The organism is Streptomyces sp. NPDC043952 (assembly GCF_056435325.1).
Map to the genome: position 1 here is coordinate 1 of NZ_JBWKES010000029.1, position 16,868 is coordinate 16,868.

16 protein-coding genes are annotated in these 16,868 nt (G+C 74.3%); 11 read left to right on the plus strand and 5 right to left on the minus strand.

Annotated elements, in window-relative coordinates:
* Positions 1–299 precede the first annotated feature (299 nt).
* The 4 genes from AC069R_RS26160 (at position 300) to AC069R_RS26175 (ending at position 6,087) form a co-directional block, all read left to right on the plus strand.
* The gene (locus tag AC069R_RS26160) at positions 300–2,144 is read left to right on the plus strand and encodes a choice-of-anchor A family protein (protein ID WP_478769259.1); all 1,845 of its coding nucleotides are present in this window, start codon (positions 300–302) and stop codon (positions 2,142–2,144) included.
* A gap of 433 nt (positions 2,145–2,577) precedes the next feature.
* Positions 2,578–4,560, plus strand: a complete 1,983-nt coding sequence (locus tag AC069R_RS26165) for a HelD family protein (protein WP_478769322.1) — start codon at positions 2,578–2,580, stop codon at positions 4,558–4,560.
* A gap of 77 nt (positions 4,561–4,637) precedes the next feature.
* Positions 4,638–4,889, plus strand: a complete 252-nt coding sequence (locus AC069R_RS26170; protein ID WP_478769260.1) for a hypothetical protein — start codon at positions 4,638–4,640, stop codon at positions 4,887–4,889.
* A 13-nt stretch (positions 4,890–4,902) separates the two neighbouring features.
* Complete coding sequence (locus AC069R_RS26175; RefSeq protein ID WP_478769261.1) at positions 4,903–6,087, plus strand: SPFH domain-containing protein; 1,185 nt, start codon at positions 4,903–4,905, stop codon at positions 6,085–6,087.
* A gap of 136 nt (positions 6,088–6,223) precedes the next feature.
* Here the strand turns inward: AC069R_RS26175 and AC069R_RS26180 are convergent, their stop codons facing one another.
* Entirely contained in the window at positions 6,224–6,835 is a 612-nt protein-coding gene (locus tag AC069R_RS26180; protein ID WP_478769262.1) for a TetR/AcrR family transcriptional regulator, read from the minus strand.
* 143 nt (positions 6,836–6,978) lie between these two features.
* Here AC069R_RS26180 and AC069R_RS26185 point away from each other — a divergent pair, with 143 nt between their 5' ends.
* The gene (locus tag AC069R_RS26185; protein WP_478769263.1) at positions 6,979–8,175 is read left to right on the plus strand and encodes an FAD-dependent monooxygenase; all 1,197 of its coding nucleotides are present in this window, start codon (positions 6,979–6,981) and stop codon (positions 8,173–8,175) included.
* 241 nt (positions 8,176–8,416) lie between these two features.
* On the opposite strand, the gene AC069R_RS26190 is transcribed toward AC069R_RS26185, so the two are convergent.
* The gene (locus tag AC069R_RS26190; protein WP_478769264.1) at positions 8,417–9,121 is read right to left on the minus strand and encodes a copper homeostasis protein CutC; all 705 of its coding nucleotides are present in this window, start codon (positions 9,119–9,121) and stop codon (positions 8,417–8,419) included.
* 191 nt (positions 9,122–9,312) lie between these two features.
* Here AC069R_RS26190 and AC069R_RS26195 point away from each other — a divergent pair, with 191 nt between their 5' ends.
* Complete coding sequence (locus tag AC069R_RS26195) at positions 9,313–9,957, plus strand: HD domain-containing protein (RefSeq protein ID WP_478769265.1); 645 nt, start codon at positions 9,313–9,315, stop codon at positions 9,955–9,957.
* A 26-nt stretch (positions 9,958–9,983) separates the two neighbouring features.
* The gene (locus AC069R_RS26200) at positions 9,984–11,054 is read left to right on the plus strand and encodes a GNAT family N-acetyltransferase (protein ID WP_478769266.1); all 1,071 of its coding nucleotides are present in this window, start codon (positions 9,984–9,986) and stop codon (positions 11,052–11,054) included.
* Positions 11,055–11,147: 93 nt separating this feature from the next.
* Here the strand turns inward: AC069R_RS26200 and AC069R_RS26205 are convergent, their stop codons facing one another.
* Complete coding sequence (locus AC069R_RS26205) at positions 11,148–11,426, minus strand: DUF4031 domain-containing protein (protein ID WP_397985344.1); 279 nt, start codon at positions 11,424–11,426, stop codon at positions 11,148–11,150.
* Between the two features lie 7 nt (positions 11,427–11,433).
* A complete protein-coding gene (locus AC069R_RS26210; protein WP_478769267.1) occupies positions 11,434–11,817 on the minus strand; it encodes a hypothetical protein in 384 nt (127 codons plus the stop codon).
* A 56-nt stretch (positions 11,818–11,873) separates the two neighbouring features.
* On the opposite strand from AC069R_RS26210, the gene AC069R_RS26215 reads away from it, so the two are divergent.
* From AC069R_RS26215 to AC069R_RS26225, 3 genes are all read left to right on the plus strand, one after another.
* Entirely contained in the window at positions 11,874–12,779 is a 906-nt protein-coding gene (locus tag AC069R_RS26215; protein WP_478769268.1) for a MurR/RpiR family transcriptional regulator, read from the plus strand.
* Positions 12,780–12,856: 77 nt separating this feature from the next.
* Positions 12,857–13,780 (plus strand): N-acetylmuramic acid 6-phosphate etherase, encoded by a 924-nt coding sequence (gene murQ, locus AC069R_RS26220; RefSeq protein ID WP_397985341.1) that lies wholly within the window; start codon positions 12,857–12,859, stop codon positions 13,778–13,780.
* 16 nt (positions 13,781–13,796) lie between these two features.
* A complete protein-coding gene (locus AC069R_RS26225) occupies positions 13,797–15,620 on the plus strand; it encodes a PTS transporter subunit EIIC (RefSeq protein WP_478769269.1) in 1,824 nt (607 codons plus the stop codon).
* Here AC069R_RS26225 and AC069R_RS26230 read toward each other — a convergent pair.
* Positions 15,525–16,178, minus strand: coding sequence for a class I SAM-dependent methyltransferase (locus AC069R_RS26230; protein WP_478769270.1), 654 nt, complete (start codon positions 16,176–16,178; stop codon positions 15,525–15,527). The genes AC069R_RS26225 and AC069R_RS26230 overlap by 96 nt on opposite strands.
* A 101-nt stretch (positions 16,179–16,279) precedes the next feature.
* On the opposite strand from AC069R_RS26230, the gene AC069R_RS26235 reads away from it, so the two are divergent.
* Positions 16,280–16,861: a hypothetical protein gene (locus AC069R_RS26235; RefSeq protein WP_478769271.1), complete on the plus strand. Its 582-nt coding sequence runs from the start codon at positions 16,280–16,282 to the stop codon at positions 16,859–16,861.
* Positions 16,862–16,868: the final 7 nt, after the last annotated feature.

Genomic DNA, 16,868 nt, shown 5'->3' on the forward strand with positions numbered 1-16,868 from the left:
GGAGGTACGCGACGACATCCACGAAGCCTTCCTCACCCTGGGATGCGCACTCATCTGCTGGCGACGCCTGAAGTCATTGCGTTAGGAGTTCTTAGGGGCCGCGCGGCGCAGGAGACTCGGGGCCGCGCTGCGCAGGAGACTCGGGGCCGCGCGCCGTAAGAGGTGAGGGCCGTGCGCCGTAAGAGGTGAGGGCCGTGCGGAGTAGCGGGCGGCTCCGTTCGCATGACCTTGCCGCGGTGATCGCCCCGGCCATGTGTCATCGCCGCCGCGGACGGTCCGGCCCGGCGATCATGCCGGGCATGAGCATCCTCACCCAGCGCCTGCGGGCGCTGCGTTCACGTGTGGGCACCACCGGTGCCTCCTGGGCGGTCGTGGCGACGGCCGTGCCCGCGCTCGCCCTCGGCCTCGGTGCCGTCCCCGCCGCCGCGGCCACCCTGCCCGGCGGGCTCGGCCCGTGTGTCCCCGGCAGCTGCCCCGACCCGTTTCCGGGCGTCGGCAACGGCCCGCTCGCCGGCCGCGACGCCGCGATCAACATCTTCGTCGGCCACGACTTCCTGGTGCGCGGCCGGGCCGCCGAGGCCGAGGGCCGGGTGGTCGTCCTGAACGACTTCGACCAGCGCAAGGAAGCCGGCGGCAGCGCCCTGTACAACCTCGGCATCGTCGGCGTCGGCTCGCGCGTCCCCCCGCCCGGTGACGCGGACTTCCTGACCACCGGCGGCGACGTGACCATCGCGAGCGGCCAGCGCCTGGACACCACCGGCGGGCTCATCGGCGAACAGGGCACCGTGCGCTACGCCGGCACCGAGAGCGGCCAGGTCACCGGGCGGCTGGTGCACGACCCGGCGGCGGCGCGGCCGTACACCGCGCTGCGCGACGAGCTGACCGCGGCCAGCCAGTGCTACGCCCGCGTCGGCGGCGCCCACCGGCAGCCCACCGGCACTGCGGTCAACGAGGGATCGCAGACCGTGTTCACCGGCGACGGCACCTCCGCGCTCCAGGTCTTCGACGTGGACTTCGACCTGACCGGCCCGAACGGCGCCCAGCAGGGCATCGTCTTCCGCGGCATCCCGGCCGGGGCCACCGTGCTGGTCAACGTCTACGGCGCCGACCGCACCATCCGCACGTACAGCGGCGGCATCGACGACAGCACCGACCCGCTCAACGCCTACCGCGAGCGCCTGCTGTGGAACTTCCCCGACGCCACGACCATCGACCTCGCCGGCACCGGGCAGATGCAGGGCAGCTTCCTGATGGGCGACCAGGCGTCCATGACCACGGTCACCCTGCCCGGCATCAACGGCCGCTTCTTCACGACCGGTTCGCTCACCCACACCAGTGCCGCGACCGGGGGCGGCGGCCAGGAGATCCACGCCTACCCGTTCAACGGCGACCTGCCCGACTGCGCGCCGACCCCGCAGGTGACCGGTGAGGTCCGCGTCCACAAGGTCGACGAGGAGAGCGGCGCGGCCCTGGCGGGCGCCGGGTTCCAGCTGTGGCGGGAGACCAACGGCGAGCCCGGACTCCAGACCGGCGGCGCCGACCCGGACACCCACGTCACCGACTGCACCACCGGCGCCGGCGGCCGGTGCGCCGTCACGGCCGATGCGGGCACCTATTACTGGCGCGAGACCATGGCGCCCGCCGGCTACGAGCTGCCCGACCCGGACGTCTTCGGCCCGCTCACGCTGAGCGCCGAGAACGCGTCGGCGGGCGTGGAGGCCACCGTCCGCGACACGCTGACGCCGGTGCCGCCGGTGAACGGAGCGATCGAGCTGACCAAGACGGACGCCCGGAGCGGCGCCCCGCTCGCCGGTGCCGTCTTCGAGGCGTGGCGGGAGACCAACGGCGTCGACGGCCTCCAGACCACCGGCCCCAACCCGGACACCCGCACCAGCGCCGCCTGCACCACCGACACCGCCGGCCACTGCGCCTTCGGCGAGCTGCCCCTCGGCCTGTACTACCTGCGCGAGACGGCCGTACCGGAGGGCTACGTCCTGCCCGCCAACCAGGTCTTCGGCCCGTTCACCGTGACCGAGGCGAGCGGCACCGCCCCGGTGGCCGTCTCCGTCACCAACGAGCGCCGCGAAGAGGGCGGCGAGTACGGCTACGGCTACGGCACGGACGACAAGAAGGCCAAGCACTGAGGCCGTGACGGCTCCACCACCACCGGTCCGGCAGCCCGCCGTGGGCAGCCGGGCCGGTTTGCCGTCTCAGGACCGCGAGGCACCCCGGCCCCGGCCCCGGTGGGCGCCGGTCAAGGGCCCCGCCCCCCGGACACACCCCTCGGTCCCCTCGGTCTTCGCGGTCCCCTCGGTGAATATCCATTGGCGCTCACCGTGCCCCCTCACTAAAATCCTCTCCCTTGCCCGCCTCCCCTCCGGGAGTGCCGCCGCCCGGACGGAAACCGGACGGCCACGCCGTCCCGCACGGCACCGTCACCGTCGTACCGCCCGCAGCAGGCCCACCGGAGGCACCCCCTTGTCCACGTCCGCTCACGAACAGGCCATCGACCCCGCCGGGGACCCGCTCTCCCGCGAGCGCGCGCACCTCGCCGACTCGCGTGCCGCGCTGCGTGCCATGCGCGAGGACGTGGAGGCGCTGGACATCCGCGACGTCACCGCGAACTGGGTCAACGCCGCGGTGCTCGGCCGCCAGATCGACGACCGCATCAAGGCGCTGGCCGACCTCAGCGACACCCCGCTGTTCTTCGGCCGCCTCGACTACCTGCACGCTCCGGGCGTGGACCAGGCGGAGGGCGCGTCGGGCGAGCAGTTCTACATCGGGCGCCGGCATGTGCACGACGCCGACGGCGATCCCATGGTCATCGACTGGCGCGCGCCGGTCTCCCAGCCGTTCTACCGGGCGTCCAAGAAGGACCCGATGGACATCGGGCTGCGCCGCCGCTTCGGCTACACCGGCGGCGAGCTGACGGCGTACGAGGACGAGCGGCTGTCCGACCCGGCGGAGGCGGCCACCACCAGCAAGCTGCTCCAGCAGGAGATCGAGCGGCCGCGCGTCGGTCCGATGCGGGACATCGTCGCCACCATCCAGCCGGAGCAGGACGAGATCGTCCGCAGCGGGCTCGGCGGCACCGTCTGCGTCCAGGGCGGCCCCGGCACCGGGAAGACCGCCGTCGGCCTGCACCGGGTGGCGTATCTGCTGTACGCGCACCGCGAGCGCCTGGCCCGCACCGGCACCCTGGTCATCGGCCCGAACAAGTCCTTCCTGCACTACATCGAGCAGGTGCTGCCCGCGCTGGGCGAGCTGTCCGTGCAGCAGGCCACCGTGGACGACCTGGTGGCGCGGGTGGAGGTGCGCGGCACGGACGACGCGGCCGCCGCGGTGATCAAGGGCGACGCCCGGATGGCCGAGGTGCTGCGCCGGGCCCTGTACTCCCATGTGACCCTGCCGACGGAAGCCGTGGTGGTCGTGCGCGGCTCCCGGCGCTGGCGGGTGCCGGCGTACGAACTGGAGGAGCTGGTACGGCAGTTGCTGGACCGGGAGATCCGGTACGGCGCCGCCCGCGAGGCCCTGCCGCAGCGGATCGCGCACGCGGTGCTGGTGCAGATGGAGCGGGCCGGGGAGGCGCCGGACGACCGGGTGCAGGACGCGGTCGCGCGCAACAGCGCGGTGAAGGCGGCCGTCAAGGCGATCTGGCCCGCGGTCGATCCGGCGAAGCTGGTGCTGCGGCTGCTCACCGAGCCGGAGTTCCTCGCCGAGCACGCGGCCGGGCTGCTGGACGAGGACGAGCGGAAGACGATCCTGTGGGCCAAGCCGGCCCGCAGCGTGAAGTCGGCCAAGTGGTCCGCCGCGGACGCGGTGTTGATCGACGAGGCGGCCGACCTGATCGAGCGCACCCATTCGCTCGGCCATGTGGTCCTGGACGAGGCGCAGGACCTCTCCCCCATGCAGTACCGGGCGGTGGGCCGCCGCTGCACCACGGGCAGCGCGACCGTCCTCGGCGACCTGGCGCAGGGTACGACGCCCTGGGCGACCCGGAGTTGGCAGGAGGCGCTGGCCCACCTCGGCAAACAGGACGGTGTGATCGAGGAGTTGACGGCGGGCTTCCGGGTGCCGACCGACGTCATCACGTACGCCTCCCGGCTGCTCCCGCACATCGCGCCGGGTCTGACCCCGGTCGCCTCCGTCCGGGAGAATCCGGGCTTCTTCGAGGTCCGCGCGATCGAGGGCACGGCCGAAGTCGTCGCCGCCTGCGCGGAGTTGCTCGGCAACGAGGGCTCGACCGGTCTGATCGCCGCCGACGCCCGGATCCCCGCGCTGGCCGGGGCGCTGACGGCGGCCGGGATCGGATACCTCGCGCCGGGCGAGGAGACGACCCGCGAGAAGCGGCTGACCCTGGTGCCGGCCTCGCTCGCCAAGGGCCTGGAGTACGACTACGTGGTGCTGGACGAGCCGCGGGCGGTGGTCGACGGCGAACCGGACGAGCGCACCGGCCTGCGGCGGCTGTACGTGGCCCTCACCCGAGCGGTCTCCGGCCTCGTGGTGACCCACACGGCGCCCCTGCCGCAGCAGCTGACGGAGCCCGTGCACGTGCTGTGACCTCCTGCCCGTTGGTGCACGGGCCGAGGGGGACTATCGTCGGAATACCGAGGCCAGCGCGAGGAGGACGGCCGGTGATGACGCAGGACGAGGCCGTGATCGGCCGCACGGGGAAAGTCCTCATCGGAACGCGCGGATCCGCGGGACCCGGCGAGGTGCTGGTCCGGGTCCGGGGCGGCTCCGAGACGTTTCTCGCCTGGTCGGAGGATCCCCTGCCGCCGGGAGCGACGGTCCTCGTGATCGAATCACGGGGATGCCGCGAGGTCGGCGTCATCGAATGGGCCGACCCATTGGACGCGCTCGGCGGCGACGCCGTCGGCGCCAGCTGAGGAGTACGAGAAGATGTTCGGATACCGCGTACCCGCGCCGGACGAGGCGATGTTGATCTCGGGCGGACGACGGGGACTGGGGGGCGCGCCGTTCCGAGTGGTGACGGGCCACGGAAAGTTCGTGGTTCCGTTCTTCCGCAAGACCCGCTTCCTCTCGCTGGCGATGTGCGAGTCGGAGGTCACCGAGACCTGTGTGACCAAGCAGGGCATCGCGCTGCACGTGCGTGCCGTCATCGCCTTCAAGGTCGGCAATGACCACGAAAGCATCATCAACGCCGGTCAGCGCTTCCTCTCCGACCAGGACCAGATGTCGGTGCTCACCGGCCGGATCTTCGCCGGCCATCTGCGCGCCATCATCGGCTCGATGACCGTCGAGGAGATCGTCACCGAGCGGCAGAAGCTGGCCGCCGAGGTGCTGGACACCTCCAAGACGGAGATGGCCAAGATCGGTCTGATCGTGGACTCGCTCCAGATCCAGTCGATCGACGACGGCGACACCGGTTACATCGACGCGATGTCCGCCCCGCACAAGGCGGCCATCCAGCGCCAGGCGCAGATCGCCCAGGCGCAGGCCACGCAGGCCGCGGTGGAGGCGGAGCAGGAGGCGGCGCGCCGGCAGGCGGAGTACGCCCGGCAGACCGCCGTCGTCAAGGCCGAGTACTCGGCCGAGGTGGACCGGGCGCAGGCCCAGGCGGCGCAGGCCGGTCCGCTGGCGCAGGCTCACGCGCAGCAGGAAGTGCTGGACGCGCAGACGGAGTTGGCCGAGCGCCAGGCCCTGCTGCGGCAGAAGCAGCTGGTGTCCGAGGTCGTCAAGCCCGCGGAGGCGGAGGCCGAGCGGGTCAGGATCCTCGCGGCGGCCGAGGCACAGCGGATGAAGATCCAGGCCGAGGCGGCGGCGTCGTACGACCGGGTCGCGCTGGACCGGATGCTGATCGACCAGCTGCCGCAGATCGTGAAGGAGGCGGCCGGCGGTCTGGCGGGCGCCAACGTCAACGTGCTGAACGGCGCGGACGGCCTCGGCGAGATCGCGGCCGGCCTGGTCTCCCAGGGCCTGACCATCCTGGACTCGGTCCGCCAGAACCTCAGCGGCCAGGAGTCCGACGGCAACCACTCCGAGCAGCCGCGGGACAACGGCCTGCTCCAGCTCAGCGCCCGCCGCGAGAAGAAGTCGGACGACGGCCCGGTGGACGTCGACTAGCGGCCACCCGGCCCATCGTCCACGACCGCCCCGTCCCCGTCGCCGAGAGATCGGCCGGGGGCGGGGCGGTGCGCGTCTACGGCGGCTCGCAGGACGAGCTTGTACGGCGACTCGCACGCCCACGCGTACGACCGGCTCAGGTGTCGTCCCCCGAGGACGCCGCCGCGCGTGCCCTGCGCCGGGCGAGGACGGCGAGGAGGTTGTCGACCAGCCGTTCGGCGTCGGCGTCGGCGTCCAGCGGGGCGCCCAGCAGGGCGTGGGTGTAGGCGGGGGCGAGGATCAGCTCCAGCACGTCCTGGACGTCCAGCTCGCCGGTGCCGGCGGCGGTGAGCATCGCCTCGATCTGCCGGGTGCGGGGTTCGACGAACCGGTTCAGCGCGTCGGCCCCGAGCACCCCCGAGCGGGTGGCCGCGGCGACGGCTCTGGCCAGCATCAGGTTCCGGTCCGCGCGCAGGTCCGCCAGCAGGTGGCGGGTGTAGACCAGCGCGTCGGCGCGCAGGTCCCCGGTGACGGGGAGCGGCGAGCGCCGGCTCAGCTCCTCGAAGAGGGTGTCGAGGACGAGCCCTTCGGGGGTGCGCCAGCGCCGGTAGATGGTCGCGGGGTGCACCCCGGAGCGCTCGGCCACCCCGGCGACCGTGACCGTGCCGTCCGGGGAGGCGTCGAGCAGTTCCCGGACCGCCGCGTGCACCGCGTCCCGCGTCTTGGCGGATCTGCCTCCCGGACGGATCGTCCCTGCTGCCTGCGTCATGCGTCCATGCTACCGCGACACACTCGCGTTAGTGGCCGGATCCGACCCCCCTAACGCGATCCATTCGCATTAGGGGGTTTCTTCGGCGTACCCTCAAACGCAACAGATTCGCGTTAGGAATTCGCGTCAGGAAGGTGGGGCTCATGCCTCGGGTACTTGTGGTGGGTGCGGGGATCGCGGGGGACACCGTCGCGCTCATGCTGGGACGGGCCGGCTGGGAGGTCACCGTCGCGGAGATCGCCCCGGCGCTGCGCGGCGGCGGCCAGTCCGTCGATCTGCGCGGCGACTGCCGTGAGGTGCTCGCCCGCCTCGGTCTGCTCGACGATGTCCTCGCCCGGCTGGTGGACCAGCGCGGCGCGGCCTGGGTGGACGGCGAGGGGCGCCGGCTGGCCGCGATGCCCGTCGAGGCGTTCGGCGGCAACGGCTACGTCTCCAAGGAGGAACTGCTCCGCTCGGACCTCGCCCGCGTCCTGCACGACGCGGCCGGCGCGCAGGTCACGCATCTCTTCGAGGAGACCGTGGAGGCGCTGGAGGACGCCCCGAACGGGGTGTTTGTACGGTTCCGCAACGCGCCGCCGGCCGAGTTCGACCTGGTGATCGGCGCGGACGGGGCGCACTCGCGGGTACGGCGGCTGCGCTTCGGGCCCGAGGAGGTCTTCCGCCGCCCGCTGGGCCTCGCGCACGCCTGGTTCACCATGGACGAGACGCCTCAAACCCCCTCGGTCGACGGCTGGTTCCTCACCCACAACGCGCCGGGCAGCCGCTCGGTCGAGGCACGGCCGGGGCATCCGGGCCAGCAGGAGATCGGGTTCACCTTCGCCGCGTCGGCGCTGCCGCCGCGGCACGACCGGGAGGCCCAGTTCGCCCTGCTGGACCGGGTGTTCGCGGACGTGGGCTGGCGCACGCGGGAACTGCTCGCCGCCGCGCGGCTCGCGCCCGACTTCGCCCTCGACACGTTCGACCAGATCCATCTGCCGAAGTGGTCCGACGGCCGGGTGGTCCTGCTCGGGGACAGCGCCTGGTGCGCGAGCCCCCTCAGCGGTCTCGGCACCGCGCTGGCGCTGCGCGGCGCGGCGGCGCTGGCCGACGCCGTCGAGGCGGCCGGCGCCCTGCGGCTGCCGCACCGCCTCGCGGACGCGCTCACCGCGTACGAGACCGCGATGCGTCCGCGCGTCCAGGACGCGCAGCGGCTGTTTCCGGGGCGGGTGCGGCAGGCGGCGCCCCGCACCGAGTTCGGCATCCGTACCGTCGCGTGGCTGATCCGCCAGATCCAGAAGCCCCCGCTGGCGAAGACCTTCACCCGGCTGGCCTCCGAACGCGGCCACGAGCAGCCGGCCTGACGACGAACCGCGACGGCACCGCCCGGAAACCGGAGAAAGGGCCCCGGCCGGCCCAGACCGGGGCACGCCCTCCCGGCCCCGGCCGGCCAGGCCACCCCAACCCCGACCGGGCACGCCGTCCCGGTCCCGGCCGGCCACGCGGCCCCGCCCCCACCCAACCGCGCCACCCCGGCCCCGACCGAGCACGCCGCCCCCGTCCCCGGCCGGCCACGCGGCCCCGCCCCCGACCGGCCGCGCCGCCTCAGTCCCGGTCCGCCGCGCCGTCCAGTACCCGGCGCCACTCCTTGACCGCGCCTTCCGAGACCGGGCCGTGCCAGCCCTGGGGGCGGGCTGCGCCGCCGATGTGGAAGGCGTCGAGGCCCGCGGCGAGCAGCGGCGGGACGTGGTCCAGGCGCAGGCCCCCGCCGACGAGGAGGGTCTGGCCGTAGCCCGGCTCGCCGCGGCGGCCGTACTCGGCCAGCAGGGTCGGCAGGCCCTCGTCCACGCCGGTGGCGGCGCCCGCGGTGAGGTAGGTGTCGAGGCCGGGCAGGTCGGCAAGCTGCTTGCGCAGGGCGTCGCGGTCGGCGGCGCGGTCGATCGCCCGGTGGAAGGTCCACCGGCAGCCCTCCAGCGCCCCGGCCACCCGCTCCACGGCGGCCAGGTCCACCGCCCCGTCCGCGTCGAGGAACCCCAGCACGAACTGGTCGGCGCCGGCCGCCCGCATCTCCTCCACCACCGCCAGCAGCCGCGCCACGTCACCGGCCGCGAACCCGTCCGCCAGGCGGAGCATCACGCGCAGGTCGATGTCGACGGCGGCACGGATGCCGGCGACGGTGGCGGCGGACGGGGTGAGCCCGTCGGCGGCCATCTCGGTGACCAGCTCCAGCCGATCCGCGCCTCCGGCCTGGGCGGCGACCGCGTCCTCGATGTCGAGGGCGATCACCTCCAGGACTGCACGCTTGCTCATGGCACCCCATTCGTCGCGGCCAAAGATCCAGTAGAGGTCTAGTCCAATTTAAGGGTACGCGGCCGGACGCGCGCCAGTACGCCACCCCGCCCCCGCCCGCCGTTCCGCCCGCCCGCCGCTCCACCCCGCCCCGCTCCCCCGCTCCCCCGCTCCACCCTTCCCTCCACCCGGCGGCACGCGAGAATGAGCCCATGGCCGACCTCGACGCCCTCCGCCTCCGTTTCGCCCGTGCCCTGGACGCCGTCCGCGCTCCCGGAGGCGGTCCCGATCCCGGCCCCTACGCGGACGACCTGCTCGCCCGCTGGCAGGAGCCCCAGCGCCGCTACCACACGCCGGCCCACCTCACCGCCGTCCTCGATCACATCGACGTCCTGGAGCCGCACGCGGCCGACCCCGACGTCGTACGGCTGGCCGCCTGGTTCCACGACGCCGTGTACCTGCCGGAGCGGTCCGAGAACGAGGAGCGTTCGGCGCGGCTGGCGGAGCGCGCGCTGCCCGAGGCCGGGGTGCCGGGGGCGAAGGCCGCGGAGGTGGCCCGGCTGGTCCGGCTGACCGTCAGCCACGACCCGGCCGCGGACGACCGGGACGGCCAGGTGCTGTGCGACGCCGACCTGGCGATCCTGGCCGCGCCCCCGTCGGCGTACGCCGCCTACACCGCCGAGGTCCGCGAGGAGTACCACTTCGTCCCGAACGACGCCTTCCGGCAGGGGCGTTCCACGGTATTGCGCCAACTCCTCGCGCTGCCACGGCTGTTCCGCACCCCCTACGGGCAGGAGCACTGGGAGGCCACCGCTCGCTACAACCTCGCCGCCGAGCTGGAAATGCTGTCGCCGTGACGGCGGCCCCCGCCTAGGGTGCGCCCATGCGAGCGATGAGCGGGGAGCATGTGACCGAGGCCGTGGCCGGCTGTCTGGCCGTGCTGCGCGGGGCGGTGGACCGGGACTGGCGGGGCGTGCGCGCCGGGCGGGTCGAGTGGGACTGCCACACCACGGCCGTGCACGTGGCGGACGACCTGGTGGCGTACGCCGGCAATCTGGCCGGGCGCGCGCGGGACGCCTACGTACCCTTCGAACTGAGGCTGGACGAGGGCACCGGCAACGCGGGGCTGCTCCAGGTCGTGGAGACCACCGGCGCGCTGCTCGCCGCTGCCGTGGCCACCGCGCCGCCGGACGTCCGCGCCTTCCACCCCTACCCGTTCCGCAGCGCCGACCGCGTGGGCTTCGCCGCGATGGGCGTCGCCGAAGTCCTGCTGCACACCCATGACATGGCCGAGGGCCTCGGCCTGCCCTACGAGCCGTCCGCGCAGCTCGCCGAGTCCGTCCTGGCCACGATCTTCCCGCACGTCCAGCCCGGCCCGGAGCCCTGGCCGACCCTGCTGTGGGCGACCGGCCGCGGCGAGCTGCCCGGCCGCGCCCCGGTCACCGGGTGGCGCTGGCACAACAACCTCGTCCTGACCACCGAGCGCCTGACCCTCACCGGCGTCCGCCCGGCCGCCGCCCGCGATCTCGCCCTCGGCGGCGACGGCGGCTTCGAGTGGGCCGGAGGCGAACCGGAGGAGGGCACGCGGGAAGCCGCCCGGATGCTGGTCAAGGCGTACGAAGCGGGCGTCCGCCGGCCCGAGTTCACCGTCTTCGCCCTCGTCCGCGCCGAGGACGGCCGCGCGGTCGGCGCCCTGGGCTTCCACGGCGCCCCGGACGAGGAGGGGCGGGCGGAGATCGGTTACAACCTGGTCGAGGGCGCCCGCGGCCAGGGGTACGCCACGGAGGCGCTGCGCGCGCTGTCCCGGTGGGCGCTGGCCCGCGACGACGTACGGACGCTGTACGCGAGGGCGCAGCAGACCAACACCGCCTCCCAGGCGGTCCTCACCCGCGCCGGTTTCCGGCCGGCCGGCGCGCTCGACGACCGGCTCCTGGCCTACGAGCTGCGCGCGTGAGCGCGGGCCGGCAGTCGCGTGAGCGCGGGCCGACAGTCGCGTGAGCGCGGGCCGACAGTCGCGTGAGCGCGGGCCGGCAGTCGCGCGGGGCGGCTACGAAAGCCCCCGCCGCACCAGCCCCTTGGGCCGCCGCAGCCCCGACTCCCGCAGCAGCCGCACCAGTTCACGGCTGCCGACCTCCACCGCGCCGGCCGCCACCGCGTCGGCGTACCGGCGCGCCGGAAGGTCGTAGTGATCGCGGTCGAAGGCCCGCCGGGGCACCCCCAACCCGTCGGCGAACAGCCGGAGTTCGTCGTACGACACATCGCTCACCAGATGCGACCACAGGCGCCCGTGGCCCGGCCAGGTCGGCGGGTCGATGTAGACCGTCACGGGCGCCTCACGAGGACGGCGTCCCGCCGAGGGCCGAGCCCAGCAGACCGACCGCCGCGACCTTCACGCCCGCCTGGTGGCACACCCAGTGCGGGTCGGGGCCCAGCTCCGGCTCCACCTCCAGCGCGTGCGGGTCACCCGTGCCGCAGACCGGGCACAGCGGCCAGCGGCCGTACCGCTCCAGCAGCGCGTCCTGCACGTCCTGGGCCACCAGACCGGCCACGTAGTGCACGCCGTCCGGCCACTGCTCGACCCACCAGCGCCGCTGCGCCACGGAGTCCTCGACCAGCGAGACCACGTCCGCCTCCGCGACCCGGCCCGCCACGAGATCGGCGAGGACCAGGGCACGGGCCGCGTGCAGGGCCTGTTCAAGGGGACTGATGGGCTCCATACAAGCCATTGTGCGCACTCTTGACCCGGACACCGAACCGAAAATATCTTTCAGAGGTGACCCAGGACGTGAAGGAAAGTTTCGGCAGTCCGGTGGGCTCGCTCGCCGCCAAGGTGCGCACCCTCGCGCCGTCGATGACCCGGTCCATGCAGCGCGTCGCCGAGGCCGTCGCCGGCGACCCGGCCGGCTGCGCCGCCCTCACGGTCACCGGCCTCGCCGAACTGACCGGCACCAGCGAGGCCACCGTCGTGCGCACCGCGCGGCTGCTCGGCTACCCCGGCTACCGTGACCTGCGGCTCGCCCTCGCGGGGCTGGCCGCCCAGCAGCAGTCCGGGCGGGCGCCCGCCATCACCACCGACATCGCCGTGGACGACCCGATCGCCGACGTCGTCGCCAAACTGGCCTACGAGGAGCAGCAGACCCTCGCCGACACCGCCGCCGGACTCGACACCGGCCAGCTCGGCGCGGCCGTCACCGCGCTCGCCGGCGCCCGCCGCACCGATGTGTACGGCATCGGGGCGTCCGGGCTGGTGGCCCAGGACCTCACCCAGAAGCTGCTGCGCATAGGGCTCATAGCGCACGCGCACAGCGATCCGCATCTCGCCGTGACCAACGCCGTCCAGCTCCGTTCGGGCGACGTGGCGATCGCGATCACCCACTCCGGCTCGACGGGGGACGTCATCGAGCCGCTGCGGGCCGCCTTCGAGCGCGGGGCGACCACCGTGGCCATCACCGGCCGCCCCGACTCACCGGTCACCCAGTACGCCGACCACGTACTGACCACGTCCACCTCACGGGAGAGCGAGCTGCGCCCGGCCGCGATGTCCTCGCGGACGAGCCAACTGCTCGTGGTGGACTGCCTGTTCGTGGGAGTGGCCCAGCGCACGTACGAGACGGCGGCGCCCTCGCTCGCCGCGTCGTACGAGGCGCTGGCGCACCGGCACCGCAGCAGCACCCGGTGAGCGCCCGCGCCGACCGCGGGTGAGCACCGGCACCGGGGGAACACCGACCGGCATCCGAGACCGAGAGAGCCGCTTGCATGACCGCCCATGACCTGCGCAGCCAGCTTGCCTCGCTGACCACCGAGGCCTTCCGACCCGAACTCGCCGACATCGACCGCCTGCCCACCCTCGACATCGCCCGGCTGATGAACGGCGAGGACGCGGGCGTGCCCGCCGCCGTCGCCGGCCAGCTCCCCCGTATCTCCGCCGCCATCGACGCGGTGGCCGCGCGGATGAGCCGGGGCGGGCGTCTGATCTACGCCGGCGCCGGGACCGCGGGGCGCCTCGGCGTCCTGGACGCCTCCGAGTGCCCGCCCACCTTCAACACCGATCCCGCGCAGGTCGTCGGCCTGATCGCGGGCGGCCCGGCGGCGATGGTCTCCTCGGTGGAGGGCGCGGAGGACTCGGACGAACTGGCCCGCGCCGACCTCGACGCGCTCAAGCTCACCCCCGAGGACAGCGTGGTCGGCGTCTCCGCTTCGGGCCGCACCCCGTACGCCGTCGGCGCGGTCGAGCACGCCCGCGCCCAGGGCGCCCTGACCATCGGGCTCGCCTGCAACGAGCACAGCGCGCTCGCGGCCGCCGCCGAGCACGGCATCGAGATCGTCGTCGGGCCCGAGCTGATCACCGGCTCGACCCGGCTCAAGGCGGGCACCGCGCAGAAGCTCGTCCTCAACATGCTGTCGACCATCACGATGATCCGGCTCGGCAAGACGTACGGGAACCTGATGGTCGACGTGCGCGCCTCCAACGCCAAGCTGCGGGCGCGCTCGCGCCGGATCGTCGCGCTGGCCACGGGCGCGCAGGACGCGGAGATCGAGCGGGCGCTGACCGAGTCCGGCGGCGAGGTGAAGACCGCGATCCTCGTCCTGCTCGCCGGGGTCGACGGCCCGGCGGCCGACCGCCTTCTGGAGGACTCCGGCGGCCATCTGCGCGCCGCGCTGGCCCGAGCGAGCGGCTGACCCGCACGCTCAGGGGGTGCACACGGACCCCGCCTCCACCGCGACCGCCGTCCTGACCCACGTCGGCGGCCCCGCCAACGTCACCGCCGTGACCCACTGCATGACCCGGCTGCGGCTCACCCTCGCGGACGCGGACGCGGCGGACGGGCCGGGGCTGCGGGCGGTGCCCGGCGTGCTGGGGGTGGTGGAGGACGGGACCGCGTGGCAGATCGTGCTGGGGCCGGGGGTGGTGGAGGCGGTGACGGACCAAGTACGGGCGCGGGTGCCACTCGGGCCCGAGCCACGACACCGTGACGAACGCGGACACGGTGAGGAGCGCCGACGCGGTGACGAGCGCAGACGCGGTGAGGAGCGCAGACACGGCGACGAACGCCGAGACGGTGACGAACGCCGAGACGGTGAGGAGCGCCGACGCGGTGAGGAGCCCCTGCGCCCCGGTCCGGCCGCCCCCGGACGCCACCCCGAGGCAGCCGCCCCCGGACGACACCGCGACACGGCCGCTCCTGGACGCCACCCCGACGCCGCCTCCGCCGGAACCGCTCCACCCGACCCGGCCTCTCCCGGACGACGCCCCGACCCGGCCTCCCCCGGCACTGCTCCCTCCGGTCCGGGCCCCAGCCAAGCGGCTCCATCCAGCCCCGCCCCCAGCGGAGCGGCCCCGGCCCCCTTCGTGACCGTCCTTAAGCAGGGCCCGCGCCGCCACGCCCCCACCCCCGTCAAGACCGCCCTGCGCCGCGTCGCGGCCGTCTTCGTGCCGCTCATCCCCGCCCTGATCGGCTGCGGCATCCTCGCCGGCGTCAACGGGTTGCTCCAGAACGCCGGCTGGCTGCCCGGCCTCACCCCCGCGCTCACCACGGTGGCCTCCGCGTTCATGGCGCTGCTCGCGGTGTTCGTCGGCTATTACACGGCCCAGGAGTTCGGCGGCACCCCGGTACTGGGGGCGGCCGTGGCGGCGGTGGTCGTGTATCCGGGCGTGGCGAAGGTGACCGCGTTCGGCACACAGCTCGCCCCCGGCCAGGGCGGCGTCCTCGGTGCGCTGGCTGCGGCCTTCCTGGCCACACGGGTGGAACGGTTCTGCCGGGGCCGCGTCCCCGAGACCCTGGACGTCCTGCTCACCCCGGCGGTGACGGTCCTCGTCCCCGGCCTGATCACGCTGTACGGCCTGATGTACGCGGCCGGTACGGTCACCACCACGATCGGCGCGGCGGCGAACTGGCTGCTGACCACGACGGGCGCGCTGGCCGGCCTCCTGCTGGGCGGCCTCTTCCTCCCGCTGGTCATGCTGGGCCTGCACCAGGCCCTGATCCCCATCCACGCCACGCTGATCCAGCAGCAGGGCTACACCGTGCTGCTCCCGCTGCTGTCCATGGCGGGCGCGGGCCAGGTGGGCGCGGCCCTCGCGGTGTACGTCCGGCTGCGCCACGACGCCGGCCTGCGTACGACGATCCGCTCGGCCCTGCCCGCCGGGCTGCTCGGCGTCGGCGAGCCGCTGATCTACGGCGTCTCCCTCCCCCTCGGCCGCCCCTTCCTGACCGCCTGCGCGGGCGGCGCGGCGGGCGGCGCCTTCATCGGTGCCTTCGCGATGCTCGGCACGAAGGTCGGCGCGACGGCGATCGGCCCCTCGGGCTGGGCCCTGTTCCCGCTGCTGTCCGGCAACCGGGGCCTCGCGGCCACCGCGGCGGTCTACGCGGGCGGCCTCCTCACCGGCTACACCGTCGGCTTCCTGGCCACCTGGCTCGGCCTGTCACGGCGCGCGCCACACCAGGGTGTACCGCCAGAAGAAGCCCCGGCGCAGCCGGGCACCGGGCAGCAGCCGACGGGCCTGCCCGGCGATCTCTGAGAAGTCCGTCTCCGGCGGCCGCACCGGCGCGGTCATTCCGGCGGGCCGCTCCGCCGCGGGCCGCCCCCGGTTCTTCACCCAGCCGATCAGCGCGTTGAGCGGCACGGAGAGCACCCCGCGCACATCCTCGTCCCGTGCGCACCCCACGACGACCAGCGTCCCGCCGGGTGCCAGCTCCGCGCGGAACCGGGTGAGGGCTTCGGCGAGGGGGAGGTGGTGCAGTACGGCGACACAGGTGATGACGTCGTAGGGGCCGGGCGGCAGCCCGTCGGGGGCGGTGGCGAGGGTGTACCGGACGCGCGTGCCGGGCCCGCCCAGCTCCCGCGCCCGCGCCCGCTCCAGGATCGCCGGGTCGGAGTCGACCGCCTCCACCCGGTCCGCCCGCCCGGCCAGCAGCCGCGCGAGTTCCCCGGCGCCGCACCCCACGTCCAGCGCCCGGCCGAACCGCGGGGGCAACTGCCGTAGCAGCCACGGGTGATAGTGGGCGTTGTGATCCCAGGGGTGGGCGTCGTTGAACCGGCGGAGCCTTTCGGTCAGCCGCCCCGGTGAGGTCGCCATGGCCCCACCCCACCACAGCCTGCCCGGCCGCCCGGCGGCATCCTGGACACTGGGGAGCGAGAACGCGCCAGGAACTCGTCTACGGACCGGAATCCACCACCATGAATCACGCCCAGCTGACCGCCCTAGGCCGAGCGCTCCGGCTGCTCGGGGAGCACGGGGAGGCGTTGACCGCCGACACTCCGGACGGGCGGCTCCAGGAGATCAGGACGGATCTGCGCAGGGCGCTGGACCTGCTGGAGGAGAGCGTCGGGGCGAACGCGCCCGCCACCCGGTGCGCCGAGCACCCGCACGGCCCGGTGGACGAGAGCGCCCCCGATCTGTGCCTGCTGTGCGAGACGCGGCGCCGGGCCGCCCGCCGCTCCGAGTACGGGGGCCGGCCGAGCCCGGCCGGGCCGGCGGCCACCGCACCCTCGCGCTACGGCGTCCGGGGCGACCGCCCGCAGCCCCAGCAGCGCTGGCTGCCGGAGCTGTGGAACGGCCAGGAGTGGCAGCTGTGCGGGACCCCCCGCCGGGACCGCCGGGAGGCCGAGGCGTACCTCGCCGCCCAGCGGCGCGGGGCGCGGCCCGCGATGGCGTACCGGCTGGTGCACGAGTTCACCGACTACGAGGTGCTCCGCGTGTGGGGCACCCCGGTACGCGTCGACATCGAGCCGCTGAACGGCAACATCGGCGGGATCTGAGCCCTTC

Excerpts from the sequence above, each read along its gene's own strand:
- AC069R_RS26160 (WP_478769259.1), top strand. The coding sequence starts at position 300 with ATGAGCATCCTCACCCAGCGCCTGCGGGCGCTGCGTTCACGTGTGGGC.
- AC069R_RS26165 (WP_478769322.1), top strand. The coding sequence starts at position 2,578 with ATGCGCGAGGACGTGGAGGCGCTGGACATCCGCGACGTCACCGCGAAC.
- AC069R_RS26170 (WP_478769260.1), top strand. The coding sequence starts at position 4,638 with ATGACGCAGGACGAGGCCGTGATCGGCCGCACGGGGAAAGTCCTCATC.
- AC069R_RS26175 (WP_478769261.1), top strand. The coding sequence starts at position 4,903 with ATGTTCGGATACCGCGTACCCGCGCCGGACGAGGCGATGTTGATCTCG.
- AC069R_RS26180 (WP_478769262.1), bottom strand. The coding sequence starts at position 6,835 with ATGACGCAGGCAGCAGGGACGATCCGTCCGGGAGGCAGATCCGCCAAG.
- AC069R_RS26185 (WP_478769263.1), top strand. The coding sequence starts at position 6,979 with ATGCCTCGGGTACTTGTGGTGGGTGCGGGGATCGCGGGGGACACCGTC.
- AC069R_RS26190 (WP_478769264.1), bottom strand. The coding sequence starts at position 9,121 with ATGAGCAAGCGTGCAGTCCTGGAGGTGATCGCCCTCGACATCGAGGAC.
- AC069R_RS26195 (WP_478769265.1), top strand. The coding sequence starts at position 9,313 with ATGGCCGACCTCGACGCCCTCCGCCTCCGTTTCGCCCGTGCCCTGGAC.
- AC069R_RS26200 (WP_478769266.1), top strand. The coding sequence starts at position 9,984 with ATGCGAGCGATGAGCGGGGAGCATGTGACCGAGGCCGTGGCCGGCTGT.
- AC069R_RS26210 (WP_478769267.1), bottom strand. The coding sequence starts at position 11,817 with ATGGAGCCCATCAGTCCCCTTGAACAGGCCCTGCACGCGGCCCGTGCC.
- murQ (WP_397985341.1), top strand. The coding sequence starts at position 12,857 with ATGACCGCCCATGACCTGCGCAGCCAGCTTGCCTCGCTGACCACCGAG.
- AC069R_RS26230 (WP_478769270.1), bottom strand. The coding sequence starts at position 16,178 with ATGGCGACCTCACCGGGGCGGCTGACCGAAAGGCTCCGCCGGTTCAAC.
- AC069R_RS26235 (WP_478769271.1), top strand. The coding sequence starts at position 16,280 with ATGAATCACGCCCAGCTGACCGCCCTAGGCCGAGCGCTCCGGCTGCTC.